The sequence below is a fragment of the Paludisphaera sp. genome (assembly GCF_037189885.1).
Taxonomy (GTDB): Bacteria; Planctomycetota; Planctomycetia; order Isosphaerales; family Isosphaeraceae; genus Paludisphaera.
On the sequence record NZ_JBBCIR010000006.1, the window covers coordinates 12,733 to 28,027 of the forward strand.

Sequence of the window (15,295 nt, forward strand, 5' to 3'; positions counted from 1 at the left end):
CGCACGATCGGCGGGCCTTCACGTTCGAGGGGATGTTGATTCGTCGGTGCTCGGCTCGATGCTTCCACCATAACGAGGCCCGCTCACGTTTGGCCACCCCACCCGCCGGGGAGGATGGCGTCGGTCGCGCGGACCGCCAGGATCTTGCGAATTGTTGAATCGAGGTTAAACTTCAAGGCTTAGCGTCTCATCATGACGGGATTTGCCGCGACGCGACGAAGGAGCACGTCCATGCTGAACATCTCGGGATCGGCGGGGTCGGGGATGACGCGGCGGACGCTCCTGAGGGCGGGGACGCTGGGGCTCTCCGGCCTCACCCTGGCCGACTTCCTGCGAGTCCGGGCGGCGGGGGACGCGACCGGGCGGGGCGGGGACGATCCGTCGATCATCCTGGTCTGGCTCGACGGCGGGCCCCCGCAGCATGAGACCTACGACCCCAAGCCCGACGCCGCCCCGGAGGTCCGCGGGCCGATCGGCTCCATCGCCTCGGCCGTCCCCGGCGTGCGGATCTCGGAATTGCTCCCCCGCCACGCCGCGATCCTGGACAAGGTGGCCCTGCTCCGCGCCGTCCATCACGACAACGACGACCATTTCACCGCCGCCCACTGGATGCTGACCGGCTACTCCGGCCCCAACGGTGCCGACACGACGCCGGTGAACCCGTCGTTCGGGTCGATCATCACCCGGATCAAGGGGACGAAGCGGCCCGGCATCCCCCCCTACGTCGGGCTCCCGCATACGCACTCGGTGGGGCTGCCCATCGGCTACCACGGCGCGGCCTACCTGGGGCGTTCCTTCGACCCGTTCAACGCCGACGGCGACCCCAACAACGACGCCTATCGGGCCGCGAACCTGGAGCTGCCGCCGGGGGTCGACGCCGGCAGGCTGGCCTCGCGCAAGGCGCTGCTGGATCGGTTCGACGCCGTCCGCGAGGCGGCCGATCGCGTCGCGTCGGGGGGCGAGCTGGACCAGTTCCAGTCGGCCGCGCTGGAGATGGTCTCCGGGCCTCGCGCCCGCGCCGCGTTCGACCTTTCCCAGGAGCCGGAGTCGCTCCGCGACCGCTACGGCCGGCACCAGTGGGGCCAGAGCGCCCTGCTGTCGCGGCGGCTGGTGGAGGCCGGCGTCCGGTTCGTCACCCTGACCTTCGGCGGCTGGGACTGGCACGCCAGCATCGAGAGCGGGATGCACAGGGTCCTGCCGATCCTCGACGCCGCGGTCGCCACGCTGATCCAGGATCTCGACCAGCGCGGGCTGCTGGAATCGACCATGGTGATCGTGATGGGGGAGTTCGGGCGGACGCCACGCCTGAACAACGGCCTGCCGAACGACCCGATCCCGGGCCGCGACCACAACGGCCGGGTGATGAGCGTGCTGATGGCGGGCGGCGGAATCCCCGGCGGCCAGGTGATAGGGGCCTCGGACGCCCGGGGCGGCTCCCCGGCCGAGCGCGGCGTCCGGCCGCCGGACATCATCGCCACGATCTACGACCGCCTCGGGATCGACCCGGAGACGGCCTTCCTGGACCGGACGGGCCGGCCGATCACGATCGGCTCCACCGGCGTCGTGATCCCCGAGCTGACGGGCCGCTCGGGGATGGCCTGACTCACCCCCCCGGCGCGGGCGAGTCGTCGGCGTCGGGGTGCTGGCGGCGGGCGTCGGCGGCGCCGCGCATGCGGCGTCGCAGGTCGTCGACGTGATCGCGGACCATCTCGCGTCGGCGGTCGCGGGCGTACAGCCAGGTCGCGGCCGAGTCCCACAGGGCGACGCCCAGCGTCACTACGATCAGCGCCAGGATCCCCACCCAGAGCGCCACGAAGGCCGGGTTGCCCCGCTCGCCGACGCGGGGCTCGACCCGGGAGCCGAGGAGCACCAGCGCGGCGAGCGTCCCCAGGACCGCAACGCCGAGCCAGCGACGGACGGCCTGGCGTCCGTGGAAGCGGCGGTCGACCTCGTCCTGCTCGCCGCGCGAGCGGTGCTCGTACCACTGCCGCAGGCCGAGGAACAGGGCGATCAGCGAGACGCCGACCCCGAGGCCCCGGATCGCCGATTGCAGGTCGGTCCCTTCCACGCGGCGATCCTCTTCGACATGGCGTTGGTTAGTAGAGGTCCATCCGGGTCATCTGGGCCTCGATCCGGTCGGCGTTGTGGGCGATCTCCACGATCGCGTCGCGGAGGTCGCCGACCCGGGCGCGGTCCCTCGCGAAGGTCCGCGACATGACGAGCATCGGCGCGCCCAGGACGTAGCGGATCGAGAGGCCGCCGTAGGTCAGCCGGCTGTTGAGGGCCAGGGCGTAGCCGAAGTAGGCCGGCTCGGCCGGGCCGCAGACGGAGAAGACCGACAGGTAGCGCTCGTCCCCCTCCTCGCCGTCGTTGACCTCGATCATGACCTCCTGTAGCCGGTCGTTCGGCTGCGGGACGAGGACTCGGAAGCTATCCCGACTCCCCTGGATGAACGAGTCGACGCCGCGGAGGCTCTCCCGGATGAGGCCCTCGGTGTCCTGGAGTCGATGGATGAGCACCTGGAGCTGGTCGGCCAGCTCGTCGGCCGAGGCGAACCGGTCCGCCGGCGACTTCGCCAGGCAGCGGTCGACCAGTTCGACCAGCCGGGGGTGCAGGCCGGGCAGGATGGCGCGCAGGTCGGGCACCGGCTCCCAACGGTGGAGGCCGATCAGGGTCGCGATCTTGTCGGACGTGAACGGCAGCCGGCCGGAGAGGAGGTAGTAGAGCATCACGCCGACGGCGTAGATGTCCGACCGGGGGCTGGCGGGGGTGCCGCTGAACAGCTCCGGGGCCATGAACGTCGGCGTGCCGGCGAGCGGCTGGTTGGACCCCGTCAGGTTGGCCCGGGTCTGGGCCAGGCCGAAGTCGGCCAGCTTGGCGTCCCCGTCGGCCGTGAGCAGGACGTTGGCCGGCTTGACGTCGCGGTGGACGAGCCCCGCCCGGTGCGCGGCGCCCAGCGCGCCGACCACCTGCCGGGCCAGCCTGGCGGCCTTCTGGGCCTCGAACGGCCCCTGCTTGACGATGGTGTCGCGGAGGCTCACGCTCCCGGGGACGTACTCCATCTCGATGAAGTGGTAGCCCGAGTCCGAACCGAGGTTGTGGATCGTGACGACCTGGGGATGCACGAGGTTGGCCGCCGCGCGGGCCTCGGCCCAGAACTGGTCCTTGAGGACGGGGCGGCGGGCCACGAGGTTCGGGTCGATGATCTTCAGGGCGCAGAGGCGTTCCAGGCCCAGGTGGCGGGCCTTGAAGACGCGGGCCATCGAGCCGCGGCCGAGATCCTCCAGGATCTGGTACTGCGAGAGCCTGCGGCCGATGAGGTCGTCGTTCCACTCGGCCTGCGGGCGATGCTCGGGGGCCTTGGAGACCGAGCGTCCTCCCTGGTGGGAGACGTGGAGCCGCGTCGCCTCCGGGTCGACCGGCTCCGGGAGTCGGCGAGGCGCGGGCGAGGCGTCGGGCTCGGCATCGGGCATGGGGAACGCGGCGTCGGCCACGGCCTCGGCGGCGTGAAGTCTGTCGTCATCCATGACGGGCGCGGAGGTCACCGAGAAGGGACCTGATCTCATGACACCAAGCAACCTGGGGTTCCAGTCGGGGGACGCGGAGTGCGTCGGGCGTCCCTGGAGAAGAGTACGTCGAACCGGCCCGCGTCCTGGCGACACGGGGCTCGACGGAATAGGAAACGATCCGCCGCGAGGGGGCCGAGCGAGGTATGGTCAAGGCACGTGGCGCCTTGCATAAGCGGCCGAGGCGATCGCTCCGCCTATCCATTCTATTGCTAGTTCGGCGAGGTTTCCAGGTCCCTGGAGGAAACCCGCCGATTTCGCCGACCGACGTCGCGGCGAGGCCAAGCTCGGGCCCCGCCCCCCGGCCCCCCCCGCGTCGCCCGCGGCTGGCTTCGTTCGTCGTCCCGCGTAACTCGGCAGCCGAGCATAAATCGTAATCCGAGGAGCCTTTGCGTCCCGGGCATCCTGGCTTCGTTCGTCGTCCCGCGAAAAAATTCGTCGAGCGACCGCAATGACCCGGGCCGTCCAGGATCGTCCTCGCTCGTCCCGGGGCGAGGGAGCCAGGCCAGCGGCGGGCGAAGGGCTCCGGGACGAGGGAGTTGCGTCGGCCCCGCCGATTCCGGGCGACGACCGTCTCCGAGATTCGATGCCCCTCCCTCGACCCTTCGGGCCCCCCTCCCCCGGCGTGGGATGGGACACGCGCCTGGCTCGTGAACGTCGCCGCGATCTCCAGCATGGCTCGCCCCCTCGGTCCGCCCTCCCGACGCTCGCGCCGAGTCCGGGATATCGATGAGCGGCGTCATCGACATCCCGAATGCTCCGCGGCGGCCGGGGATGGATTTCATGCTATCCGCGAAATCTCACGATCCGCCGGGGACGATCGGCGTGTCGACGAGGTGCTCGACGAGGAACCAGACCTGCAGTTCGCCGACGCGGACGACGTCGGAGACGAGGAGGTCGTTGGTGCCGTCGTCGCCCAGGTCCGCCGCCTTGCGCGCGGCGTCGCGGGCGTCGGTCAGGATCATCTCGTGGGCTTCGAGCAGCCGCGAGAGCATCGACGGGACTTCCTCGCAGCCGTCGGGCGGCCGGGGGATGCGGGTCAGCTCGGCGACGTGGCGGGGGTCGCCCACGGCCAACCCCCCGAGCGCCTGGATGCGCTCCGCCAGCTCGTCGATCAGCTTGAGCTGCTCGTCCGCGTGCTTGTCCAGCAGGAGGTGGAGCTGGTAGAAGGTGGGGCCCCGCATCACCCAGTGGTGCTTCTTGTACAGGGCGTGGAGGATTCGCGTGTCCGCGAGCACCTGGTTGAGCCGCTGGCACGAGTACATGCGGGCGTCGTGAGACAGCCCGATCGGGAGCAGTCTCACCGTCCCGAACTTCTGGATCTCGACGCCGGTGACCTGGATCCACGGCTGGCTGTGCTCGGCCGTGGGCGTGCCGTCCGCCTGGGCCCCCTTGCCTTCCTTCGTCGCGACCGCCATCGATCGACCTCCTTCCGGCCAAGATCAGCCGGCGCGTCGAGGGATCGACCCTCGGCGACGCCCCGGCTACCAGACCCCCGCGAGTCGAACATATATGCAGCGGTTGTGCCGGGCCGCGGATCGCCGCGGGGCGATCCGCGGCCGATGGCGCGACCCCGGCTCGATGGAGCGGACCGGCCCCGACGCGAGGAGTTTCGCGTCGGGGATTTGGGCGAAGGGGGTCAGACGGTGACGGGCTGGTCGATCAGCTTGGCGACCAGCTTCTCCAGCGAGACGATGTCGGCGGCGAACTTGCGGATGCCGTCCGAGAGCTTCTCGGTCGCCATCGCGTCCTCGTTGAGCATCCAGCGGAAGGCCTTCTCGTCGAGCGAGATCTTCGGCTCGACCTCGGCGCCGCCGTCCGGGGAGAGCTTGCGCTCGAGCTCGCCGTCGGCCGCTTGCAGCTCCTTGAGCAGGTCGGGGGAGATGGTGAGCAGGTCGCAGCCGGCCAGCTCGGTGATCTCGCCGATGTTGCGGAAGCTGGCGCCCATCACCTCGGTCTTGTAGCCGTGGGCCTTGTAGTAGTTGTAGATGCGCCGGACGGACTCGACGCCGGGGTCCTCGGTCGCGGGGATCGACTTGACGCCCCGGTCCTTCAGGTGCCAGTCGAGGATGCGGCCGACGAACGGGGAGATCAGGGTGACGCCGGCCTCGGCGCAGGCGACGGCCTGGGCGTAGCTGAACAGCAGCGTCATGTTGCAGTGGATGCCCTCGGCCTCCAGCACCCGGGCGGCCTGCACGCCTTCCCAGGTGGTGGCGAGCTTGATGAGGATGCGGTCGCGGGAGATCCCCGCCGCCTCGTACATCCCGATCAGGTGGCGGCCCTTGGCCACGCTCCCCTCGACGTCGAAGGAGAGGCGGGCGTCGACCTCGGTGGAGACGCGCCCGGGGACGATCTTGAGGATCTCCTTGCCGAAGCCGACGGCCAGGCCGTCCATGCAGGCCTCGAGCTGGGCCTTGCGGTCCCCCTCGACCTCGCGGGCGTGCTCGACGGCCGCCTGGACGATCGGCTGGTACTGAGGCGCCTGGGCCGCCTTGTACAGCAGCGAGGGGTTCGTCGTGGTGTCGCGAGGCTTGTACTGGGCCATCGCCTCGATGTCCCCGGTGTCGGCGACGACCACCGTCATCTCTCGCAACTGGTCAAGCAGGTTCATTACCGTCCCTCGCCCGCGGGCATTCTTGGAGTCTTCTGGCGTTTGGTCCCTTGACGGAGCACGCCCAAATTATAGGGGACCGCCCCCGGGCGTGGTAGACTCGTCGCCTCGCGAGAGACGCCGGCGGGACCCGAGGCCGCGGCGACTTCCGGGGATCGTCATCATGAACGTCCTTCCCCCCTCGCGGGTGAAGGTGGCCCGGAAGGCCGGATGAGGGGGAAGACTAGCGAGACGGCCGTCGCGAGTCCGAGCCGGTTGGGCCTTCGATCGCTCCAACGGCCTCCGCGCTCGTCGTCCCCCTCTCCTGACCGCTTCGCGGCCTGTCCTCCCCCGCGAGGGGGGGAGAGGTTATTGGGCTGGTATTACATGCGATGGTGCCGCGCGGGGGCCTGGCCTTGACGAGCTTGCGATCGATCCGGGGGTTCGCCTTCGACCTGGACGGCACCATCTGGGCCGGCCCCCGCCTCCTCCCCGGCGCGGCCGAGCTGGTGGCCGACGTCCGCGCCGCCGGGCTCCCGGTGGTCTTCGCGACGAACTCCTCGCAGAAGGGCGCGCGCGTCGTCGCCCCCATCCTGGCGAGCCTGGGGATCCCGGCCGAGCCCCGCGAGGTCGTCACCGCGTTCGACCTGGCCGCCGGGGAGGTCCTGCGACGGATGGGCCCGGTCCCCGTCCTGGTCCTCGGGAACGATGACCTGTCCGATTCCATGGCGAGCGTCGGGCACGCCCCGTTGCCGTTCGATCGCTGGGAGGAGGCCCGCGCCGTGGTCGTGGGGGTCGACCCCGCTTTCAGCTACGGCCGCCTGCGGGCCGCGTCGCGCGCGGTGGCGGCCGGGGCGGCGTTTTTCGCGGTGAACATGGACGCCCGGTTCCCCGTCTCCGACGGCTTCGACCCCGGCTGCGGCGCGCTCGTGGAGGCCGTCGCGACGGCCGCGCGGGTCCGGCCGATCGCGCTGGGCAAGCCCCACCCGGCGTTGTTCGAGGAGGCCGTCTCGCGACTAGGCTGCCCGGCGGGCTCGGCGGCGATCGTCGGCGACAGCCAGGCGTCGGACATGGTGGGGGGGAAGGCGGCCGGCATGGTCACGATCTGGGTCCACCCCGCCGCCGACGTCCCGGCGCTCGTCGAGCCCGACCTGACCGTCGACGACCTGGTCGAACTTCGCCGCCTCTGGCTTGCGGCGTCGGCGCCCCCGGCGCGTTAGAATCCGGCCTGGTTCCGCGACGGAGCCCGCCACGACCCATCCACCCGGAGCGACGCACAGATGAAGCTGAATCGCGCCTTCGCCACGACCTGGGGCCTCCTGGCCGCCCTGGTCCTCTCGACGCCCTCCCCCGCGTCGGCCGACGACTACACGATCGACCCGGCCCACACGTCGGTCGCCTTCAGGGTCAACCACGGCGGATTCGCGTCGATCTACGGCCTGTTCCAGGACGTCTCGGGCAAGTTCTCGGTCGACGCCCAGGATCCGTCCGCGTCGGAATTCGACGTGACCATCAAGGTCGACAGCATCCGGACGGGCGTCGACAAGCGCGACCAGCACCTCAAGTCGCCGGACTTCTTCAACGCCGCGCAGTTCCCGACCATCCGCTTCGTGAGCAAGTCGGCCTCCAAGGAGGGCGACGGCCTGAAGGTGGAGGGGGACCTGACCCTGCACGGCGAGACGAAGCCCGTGACCCTGGTGCTGACCGGCGGCAAGGTGGGCGAGTTCCCCAAGGGGACGGCCCGCACCGGCTACGACGCCACCGCCACCATCAAGCTGTCCGACTTCGGGATGGACGGAATGGGCGCCCTCGGCGACGAGGTCGTCATCATGATCGGCTTCGAGGGGACCAAGTCCTGACGACGCGCGAGCCTCGGGAGGGCCGCCGGGAGATCCGCCCATGCCCCAGCCCCTCCTGATGCTCGACTCGTTCGCGGCGGCGTTCGTCGTCTCGGCGACGGCCGCCGCGCTGGGGCGGGCCCTCGGCCGGCGGGGGAGCGCCGTCCGCGAGGCGTTGGCGATCGCGCTTGGCGTCTGCGCGGGGATGTTCGCGCTGGGCGTCGTCCCCCGCTGGCCGCCCCGCGAGGACCGCGACCGGTTCCTGCTGCTGGTCCTCCCCGGGATCGCCCTGCTGGAAGCCCTGCTCCCGTCGCTCGGCCTCCCCCGCCGGGCCCGACTCGCGGCGCGGCTCCTGGCCGCGGCGGCCGTCGCGCCGGCGATCCTGCACGGTTCGCGCCTCGTCGCCGACCTGGCCGGGCCGGGCTCCGCGACCTGGCCCCCCTTCCAGCGGTCCATGATCCTGGCCACTCTGGGCGCGGCCCTGTTCGCGGCGTGGCTGACGCTGGCCTGGACGAACCGCGTGTCGGGCTCGGCGCGCCGCTCGCCGTTGGCGCTGGCGGTGGCGATCGCGGGGGCGTCGGCGTGCGTGATGCTCTCGGGCTACGCGACCGGCGGCATGCGCGGGCTGCCGATCGCCGGCGCGCTCGCCGGCGCGGCGTTCGTCTCCCTTCGGCCGGGAGGGGGCGAGGCGGGGACCGGCATCGGCTCCGTCGCCCTGCTCGGCCTCCTCCTGAGCGGCTGGGCCTTCGGCTCGTTGAAGCTGGACGCGGCCCTCGCCCTGTTCCTCGCCCCCCTGCTCTGCTTGATTCCCGAGGCAATCCCATCGGGCCGGCTCAAGCCCTGGGCGCGGACGGCGCTCGCCCTGTTCCTTGTCGCGACGGCCACCGCCGCGGTGGTCGCCATCACGGCGCATCGGTTTGGCGTCACCGTGGCCGCGACGCAAGGCGGCGGGCCGTCCGACGCCGATGAAGCGAGGCTTGCGAGCAGGGTATGCCTCTCTAAGCGACTGAGGGGGCCAATGCAGGACGCAAAGACGCAGAGAGCATGCAGCAGACGTCGGATAGTACTCATCCCATGCCAGGCCTTCGATGCTCAAGAGTTGAGCAGCGACGAGGATTCCTAAGCATCTTCAATCATCAGTACTCCCGTGCTGGCAATGCAAGAAACGCCCTTGCATTATAAAGCACACTGTCATCAACAAGAGCCCAATACCCTGCCTTGTAATTACATTTAACGATCCGCGGTTTTTGCTTGGCATTCCTTTTGGCGGCAGGAATCAGTTCTCTCGCTAACCCACTCGTCTCCATTGTGGTTTCAACAGAATATCCGATGTAAATCTCGGCCTTAAACGGAGATAGAACCGAGTCGGACTTCAGAACATCGTAATCAAAATTATCATCAACCGTGATAACCATGGTATACTCAAGCGTGCTGCTAGAAATTTTCTCCGCATGCTGCAACCGATGACCGTCAGCGCTCGCCTTGATTCTTGAATGAATCTCTCTGGCAAACTTCTTTAGCCGCTCCGTAGCATCCTTCTCTTCATCCTCTTCATCGTCTTCTGCACTCTGAATATACTCAGAAGAAGTAGAAATGACTGGCTGCGAAACCATATCAAAACTACCACCAGATTTCACCTCCTCGCTTGAAGACAGAACCGCACTCGACTCAATAGAATGATCAACATCAGGAGACAACCTTACGAAGAACATGGAAATCACCACAAAGACAAAGACTGCAAAAACAGCAAGTAAAGCAACGTCGCCTCGACTATCAATCGCGGATGAGCTGCCTGGCCCATTTGACGCAAGCCCTTTCCCTAGAAGAGTAGGGGCGTTGACTGCGCTCTCATTTTCAGGGACTCGTTCGTTGGGTCCGATTTTTAACGAATCCAAAAGGCAATCAATGCACGAAACCGGTCTCCAATCTGGGGTTCCCGCCTGCCAGACTAAGTCAGCGGGCCCTACCTCCCCACGCTCGATAAGGTTCTGGAGCGTGGAAAGCGTCATAGGGCCTTGTCGCTTATGTCCAATAGCACAATACCATTCCAGCAGTGGAAGAGGCGGAGGGCCAGAGCCCGCTTGCCTGCCTGCATCGCAGTTTTCAATACCAGTAGATTGAGAGGCGATCTCAACACTTGGGCCCACATCCGGCGGCTGGCATTTCGATTCTACAGATCGGGGCGCATGTACACAAAGAATAGACCCGCAGTAAGGACATTTAACCTTCTTGCCAGCAGCCTCATCCTTGGCTCGCAGATTCTTCCCGCATTCACAGATCACCAAAATCGACACGACCACCTCCTATAAGTCACAACCCACTCGCCCTGCCGCAAAAACATCGGAACAACAATTTATTCGTACTCACCATGACTTGGCAACTAATTAGTTTTGCACCGGAGCAGAAGAAGGCCGCAGACAGCCCACGCCATGATGGACGCATCCTAACAGTGGGTCAATTTCTCCGCAAGGAGGGATCGGCCCGGACTCTGCCGTCTTACGAAACATCACTGCTGTTGTTCTTACCCTGGGACCACGTCACCGCGCAGGCCGTGGAGCAGATGATCACGCCGCCGAGGAGGGTGCGCGGCGCGGGAGTCTCGTGCAGGAGGTACCAGGCCAGCGCGATCGCGTAGACCGGCTCGAGGCCGAAGACGACGCTCACCGCGCGGGCCTTCAGGTGGCGCAGGCAAGCGACCACCAGGCCCTGGCCCAGCGCGGTGAAGACGATCCCCAACACGGCCAGGCCGAGCCAGTCGCGTTGGGATATGCCCGCGAGCCCCGTCGCGGCGAACGGGACCGAGACGAGCGCGGCGCCGAGTTGCTGGTGGAACGTGATCGCCAGGGGAGACTGCCGCGCGTTGTACGACCTGGTCGCCAGCGACAGGACGGCGTACAGGAGCGCGGAGAGCACGCCCCAGAGGACGCCGCGCGTCGGGCCGTCGCCCAGGTCGAAGCTGGGGACGATCAGGGCCAGGCCCAGGCAGACCAGGAGGGCCAGCACGACGTCCCCCCGGCGCAGGCGTTCGCCGAAGGCGAGCGGCTCCAGCAGCGTCGTGAACAAGGGGAACGTCGAGAACGCCAGCAGCCCGACGGCCACCGTCGACACCTGGATCGACAGGAAGAACATCATCCAATGCGCCGCCAGAGCCGCGCCGCAGAGCAGCAGGCCGAGGGCGTCGCGCGTCGGCCGGGCCGCCAGGGGGCGGCCGGCGAGCGTCGCGAACGTCAGCACCGCCGCCGTCCCGAAGACGGTCCGCCCGGCGGTCAGGACGTCGGGTCCGACGGGGAGGAGCTTCGCGAACAGCCCGGAGCCCCCGGCGAGCAGCACCGCCAAGTGGAGCTGGATCAGGGCGAGGCGGGGGCCGCTCATTCGGGGAGGGCGAAGGCGACGAAGGCGTCGCCGGCCTTGGTCCTCAGCTTCCCCGCGCCGCCGGCCGCGATAACGACGTACTGCTTGCCGTTCACGGCGTACGTCGCGGGGGTGGCGTAGCCGCCGGCGGGGAGGGGGCGCTCCCAGAGCAGGCGGCCGTCGTCCTTGTCAAAGGCGTGGATCCGCTCGTCCTTCGTCCCGGCGATGAAGACCAGGCCGCCGGCCGTCACGATCGACCCGCCGAAGGTCTCCGTCCCGGTGCGCGGGACTCCCCGCGCGGTGAGTTCGGGATGCTCGCCCAGCGGCACCCGCCAGGCGATCTCGCCGCGGTTCAGGTCGATCGCCGTCAGCACGCCCCAGGGGGGCTTGATGGCGGGGTAGCCCTCGTGGTCCAGGAACTGGATGTAGCCGGTGTGGCGATAGGGGCCCTCGGTCAGGATGTCCTCGGCCTTGGACTCGGTCATCGTCAGGATGTTGGGGACGTCGTTCGAGTTGACGTAGAGCCGGCCCGTCGCCGGGTCGAACGACGCGCCCGACCAGTTCGCCCCGCCGTGATAGCCCGGCATGACGACGGTCCCGCGACGGCTCGGGGGGAGGAACGGCCCGCCGTGGTCGAGCTTCGCCAGTTGCTCCAGGACCGACGCGCGGTTGGCCTCGCCGATGTCCGTGGCGTCGGCGTCCGTGAACACCTGGCGCGAGAACGGCGGCGGCTTGACCGGGACCGGCTGCGTCGCGGCGGCGCGCTCGCTCTCGATCTCCGACGCCGGCGCGGGGTGGTCTTCCACGTCGAACAGGGGTTTGCCGGTCTCGCGGTCGAGGAGGAAGACGTGGCCCGTCTTCGTCACCTGCGCCGCGGCGTCCACCTTGCGGCCGCCGTGCTCCACGGTGACGAGGTTCGGGTAGACCGGCAGGTCGTGGTCCCAGAGGTCGTGGCGAAGCGTCTGGAAGTGCCAGGCGCGCCGGCCGGTCGCGGCGTCGAGGGCGATGACGCAGTTGGCGAAGAGGTTGTCGCCGGGGCGGTCGCCGCCGTAGAAGTCGAACGCGGCCGAGCCGGTGCCGACGAAGACCATCCCGCGAGCCACGTCCACGCTGACGCCCCCCCAGGCGTTGGCCGCGCCGCGGTCCTTCCAGGAGTCGCCTTCCCAGGTCTCGGCGCCGACCTCGCCGGGGAGCGGGACGGTGCGGAACCGCCAGGCCTCGGCGCCGGTGCGGACGTCGAACGCCCGCACGTCCCCGGGCGCGGCGATCCCCGGGCCCTCGCCGCAGGAGAAGCCCAGGACCACCACGTCCTTGCAGACCGCCGGCGCGGAGGTGGGCCCGTAGGGGAGGTGCCTCGTCTTCTCGTCCATCCCCGCGCGGAGGTCGACGATCCCCCGCTCGCCGAAGTTCGGATCGAGCTTGCCCGTCGCGGCGACGATGGAGAACAAGCGGCCGTCGCCCGTGCCGTGGAGGACGCGGCGCTCGCCGTCGGGCCGGCCGTCGGACCAGAACGCGACGCCCCGGTTGACGCCCCCGGAGGCCGGCCCATAGGGCGAGGGGTGGTCCTTCACCGGGTCGAACTTCCACAGCTCGGCGCCGGTCGCGGCGTCGAGGGCGACGACCTTCAGGTAGGCGGTCGTGATGTACATGACGCCGTCGACGACGACCGGCGTGCATTCGATCGTCTTGCCGAGGCCGTTGGCGTCCAGCTCGCCCGTGTGGTACGTCCAGGCGGGCTCCAGGCGGGCGACGTTCTCGCGGTTGATCTGGTCGAGCGGCGAGTGCCTCGCGCAGCCCGGGTCGTTGCCGACGCCCGGCCAGTCGACCGTGCCGGCGGACTCCCCGAAGGCCGTCGCGCCGAGGCCGACGGTCGCCAGGACGAGCGGGAACAAGCGACGCATCCGCGCCTCCTTCCGGGTGCATGGGGCGGGCCCGGATTGCTCGCGAGCGGCGGCGGACCCTATGATTGAGCTTCGGCCCCTCCGACGGCGGGCCGTCGGGGAGCCAGCGGACATGAGGATCATCGCGGGTCAGAAGCGCGGGCACAAGATCGAGGGCCCGCGCGCCTCGGCCAAGACCCGGCCGACGAGCGACCTGGTGCGGGAGTCGCTCTTCAACATCGTCGGCGCCATGATGCCGGGCCGCACGGCGGTCGACCTGTTCGCCGGCACCGGCGCGATCGGCCTGGAGGCCCTCAGCCGCGGCGCCGACGGCGCGGTCTTCGTCGAGCGCGACCGCGACGCCGTCGCGCTGATCCACGCCAACGTGGCCAAGCTGCGCTACCAGGACCGCTCGCAGATCCGCATGGCCGACGCCTACCGCTGGGTCCGCGCCCACGCCGCCGAGCTGGACCGGCCGCTCGCCGTGTTCCTCGACCCGCCGTACCGCGAATACGAGATCGGCGCCAAGCGCATCCGGGCCATGCTCGACCACCTCGTCGAGCATCTCCCCGAGGGCTCGATGATCGCGCTGGAGGCCGGGCGGATCCTCAACGACAGCATCCTGCCGGACATGGACTCCTGGGACGTCCGCCGCTACGGCGACACCCGCGTCGCCTTCTGGCTGCGCGACCAGGGGGATGGCGTGATCGCCGACGCCCCCGAGGACGCCGAGGCCCCGGCCGAGGGGCCGGGCGCCCCCGAGGACGTCGAGGAGCCGGGCGATGCCTGACGTGGACGCGAAGGCCCGCCGCGACTTCGCGGAGGAGGTCGTCGTCAAGCTGCGCCGCGCCGGGTTCCAGGCCCTCTGGGCCGGGGGCTGCGTGCGCGACATCCTGCTGGGACTGACCCCCACCGACTACGACGTGGCCACCGACGCCACGCCGGAGCAGGCGATGGCCACGCTGCCGTATCGGGCGCTGGCGATCGGGGCGTCGTTCGGCGTGGTGAAGGTCCGCCACCCCCGCCAGAAGGGGAACGAGGTGGAGGTCGCCACGTTCCGCAGCGACCTGGCCTACGTCGACGGCCGCCGGCCGGTGGGCGTCGTCTACAGCTCGCCCCGCGAGGACGCCGAGCGACGGGACTTCACCATCAACGGCCTGTTCATGGACCCGACCACCGGCGAGGTGATCGACCACGTCGGCGGCCGCGCCGACCTGGAGAACCGCCTCCTCCGGGCCATCGGCGACCCCGCCGCCCGGTTCGAGGAGGACAAGCTGCGTCTCCTCCGAGCGGCGCGGTTCGCGGCGAGGTTCGGCCTGACCATCGAACCGACGACCTGGGAGGCGGTCCGGGCGATGGCCCCCCAGATCGTCGTGGTCTCGCCCGAGCGGATCGCCGAGGAGCTGCGCAAGATGCTGACGCATCGCCTCCGCGCCCGCGCGACCGGGCTCCTGATGGACGCCGGGCTGCTCTCGGCCGTGCTGCCGCCGTTCGGGGCGATGGACTCCGAGGCCCAGGCGCGGGCCGCTCGGACGCTCGACCTCTTGCCGGACGCCCCGAGCTTCCCCCTGGCGATGGCGGCGCTGCTGCGCGAGGCCGGCGGGCCGAGGGTCGCGGACGACATGGCCCGGGGGCTGCGGCTGTCCAACACGGAGCGCGAGCGGCTCGTCTGGCTCGTCCGGCATCAGGGATGCCTGATCGACGCCGAGCGGCTGCGGGCCTCCGCGCTGAAGCGGCTGCTGGCGAGCGCCGGGATCGAGGAGCTGCTGGCCCTCCACCACGCAATCGCGCTGGCGACCGACGCCGACGCCGGCCACGTGGACTACTGCCGGCGCTACCTGGCGCGTCAGCCGGACGGGCCGATCGACCCGCCGCCGCTGCTCACCGGGAACGACCTGATCGGCCACGGGCTGAAGCCGGGGCCCCATTTCGCGGCGATCCTGGAGAAGGTCCGCGACGCCCAGCTCGAATCGCGGGTCCGCGACCGGGGCGAGGCGTTGGAGTACGTCGACCGCGAGCTGGCGGCGGGACTCCCCTGAGCGGCCGGCCCGGCGCGATCCGCGGGCCTAT

The 15,295-nt window shown here is 69.8% G+C and carries 13 protein-coding genes; 6 read left to right on the top strand and 7 right to left on the bottom strand.

Going from position 1 to position 15,295, the window contains the following annotated elements:
• Window positions 1-231: 231 nt before the first annotated feature.
• Complete coding sequence (locus WG209_RS02040) at window positions 232-1,602, top strand: DUF1501 domain-containing protein (protein ID WP_337173326.1); 1,371 nt, start codon at window positions 232-234, stop codon at window positions 1,600-1,602.
• Between the two features lies 1 nt (window position 1,603).
• On the opposite strand, the gene WG209_RS02045 is transcribed toward WG209_RS02040, so the two are convergent.
• The 4 genes from WG209_RS02045 to tal form a co-directional block, all read right to left on the bottom strand.
• On the bottom strand, window positions 1,604-2,068 hold the full coding sequence (locus WG209_RS02045) for a hypothetical protein (RefSeq protein WP_337173327.1): 465 nt from the start codon (window positions 2,066-2,068) through the stop codon (window positions 1,604-1,606).
• Between the two features lie 28 nt (window positions 2,069-2,096).
• Window positions 2,097-3,566, bottom strand: coding sequence for a serine/threonine-protein kinase (locus WG209_RS02050; protein WP_337173328.1), 1,470 nt, complete (start codon window positions 3,564-3,566; stop codon window positions 2,097-2,099).
• A gap of 800 nt (window positions 3,567-4,366) precedes the next feature.
• Entirely contained in the window at window positions 4,367-4,984 is a 618-nt protein-coding gene (locus WG209_RS02055) for a DNA starvation/stationary phase protection protein (protein WP_337173329.1), read from the bottom strand.
• A gap of 221 nt (window positions 4,985-5,205) precedes the next feature.
• Complete coding sequence (gene tal, locus WG209_RS02060) at window positions 5,206-6,177, bottom strand: transaldolase (RefSeq protein WP_337173330.1); 972 nt, start codon at window positions 6,175-6,177, stop codon at window positions 5,206-5,208.
• Window positions 6,178-6,572: 395 nt separating this feature from the next.
• Here tal and WG209_RS02065 point away from each other — a divergent pair, with 395 nt between their 5' ends.
• From WG209_RS02065 to WG209_RS02075, 3 genes are read left to right on the top strand one after another with little or no spacing between them, the layout of a single operon-like run.
• On the top strand, window positions 6,573-7,376 hold the full coding sequence (locus tag WG209_RS02065) for an HAD-IIA family hydrolase (protein ID WP_337173331.1): 804 nt from the start codon (window positions 6,573-6,575) through the stop codon (window positions 7,374-7,376).
• A gap of 60 nt (window positions 7,377-7,436) precedes the next feature.
• Entirely contained in the window at window positions 7,437-8,015 is a 579-nt protein-coding gene (locus WG209_RS02070) for a YceI family protein (RefSeq protein ID WP_337173332.1), read from the top strand.
• Between the two features lie 40 nt (window positions 8,016-8,055).
• Window positions 8,056-9,117: a hypothetical protein gene (locus WG209_RS02075; protein WP_337173333.1), complete on the top strand. Its 1,062-nt coding sequence runs from the start codon at window positions 8,056-8,058 to the stop codon at window positions 9,115-9,117.
• Window positions 9,118-9,130: 13 nt separating this feature from the next.
• On the opposite strand, the gene WG209_RS02080 is transcribed toward WG209_RS02075, so the two are convergent.
• The 3 genes from WG209_RS02080 to WG209_RS02090 form a co-directional block, all read right to left on the bottom strand.
• Complete coding sequence (locus tag WG209_RS02080) at window positions 9,131-10,288, bottom strand: DUF4339 domain-containing protein (protein WP_337173334.1); 1,158 nt, start codon at window positions 10,286-10,288, stop codon at window positions 9,131-9,133.
• A 202-nt stretch (window positions 10,289-10,490) separates the two neighbouring features.
• Entirely contained in the window at window positions 10,491-11,366 is an 876-nt protein-coding gene (locus WG209_RS02085; RefSeq protein WP_337173335.1) for a DMT family transporter, read from the bottom strand.
• Complete coding sequence (locus WG209_RS02090) at window positions 11,363-13,246, bottom strand: pyrroloquinoline quinone-dependent dehydrogenase (protein ID WP_337173336.1); 1,884 nt, start codon at window positions 13,244-13,246, stop codon at window positions 11,363-11,365. The genes WG209_RS02085 and WG209_RS02090 overlap by 4 nt, the downstream gene beginning before the upstream one ends.
• A gap of 112 nt (window positions 13,247-13,358) precedes the next feature.
• On the opposite strand from WG209_RS02090, the gene rsmD reads away from it, so the two are divergent.
• A complete protein-coding gene (gene rsmD / locus WG209_RS02095; protein ID WP_337173337.1) occupies window positions 13,359-14,015 on the top strand; it encodes a 16S rRNA (guanine(966)-N(2))-methyltransferase RsmD in 657 nt (218 codons plus the stop codon).
• Window positions 14,008-15,264: a CCA tRNA nucleotidyltransferase gene (locus WG209_RS02100; RefSeq protein WP_337173338.1), complete on the top strand. Its 1,257-nt coding sequence runs from the start codon at window positions 14,008-14,010 to the stop codon at window positions 15,262-15,264. Before rsmD ends, WG209_RS02100 begins: the two co-directional genes overlap by 8 nt.
• The last annotated feature ends 31 nt before the right edge of the window (window positions 15,265-15,295 follow it).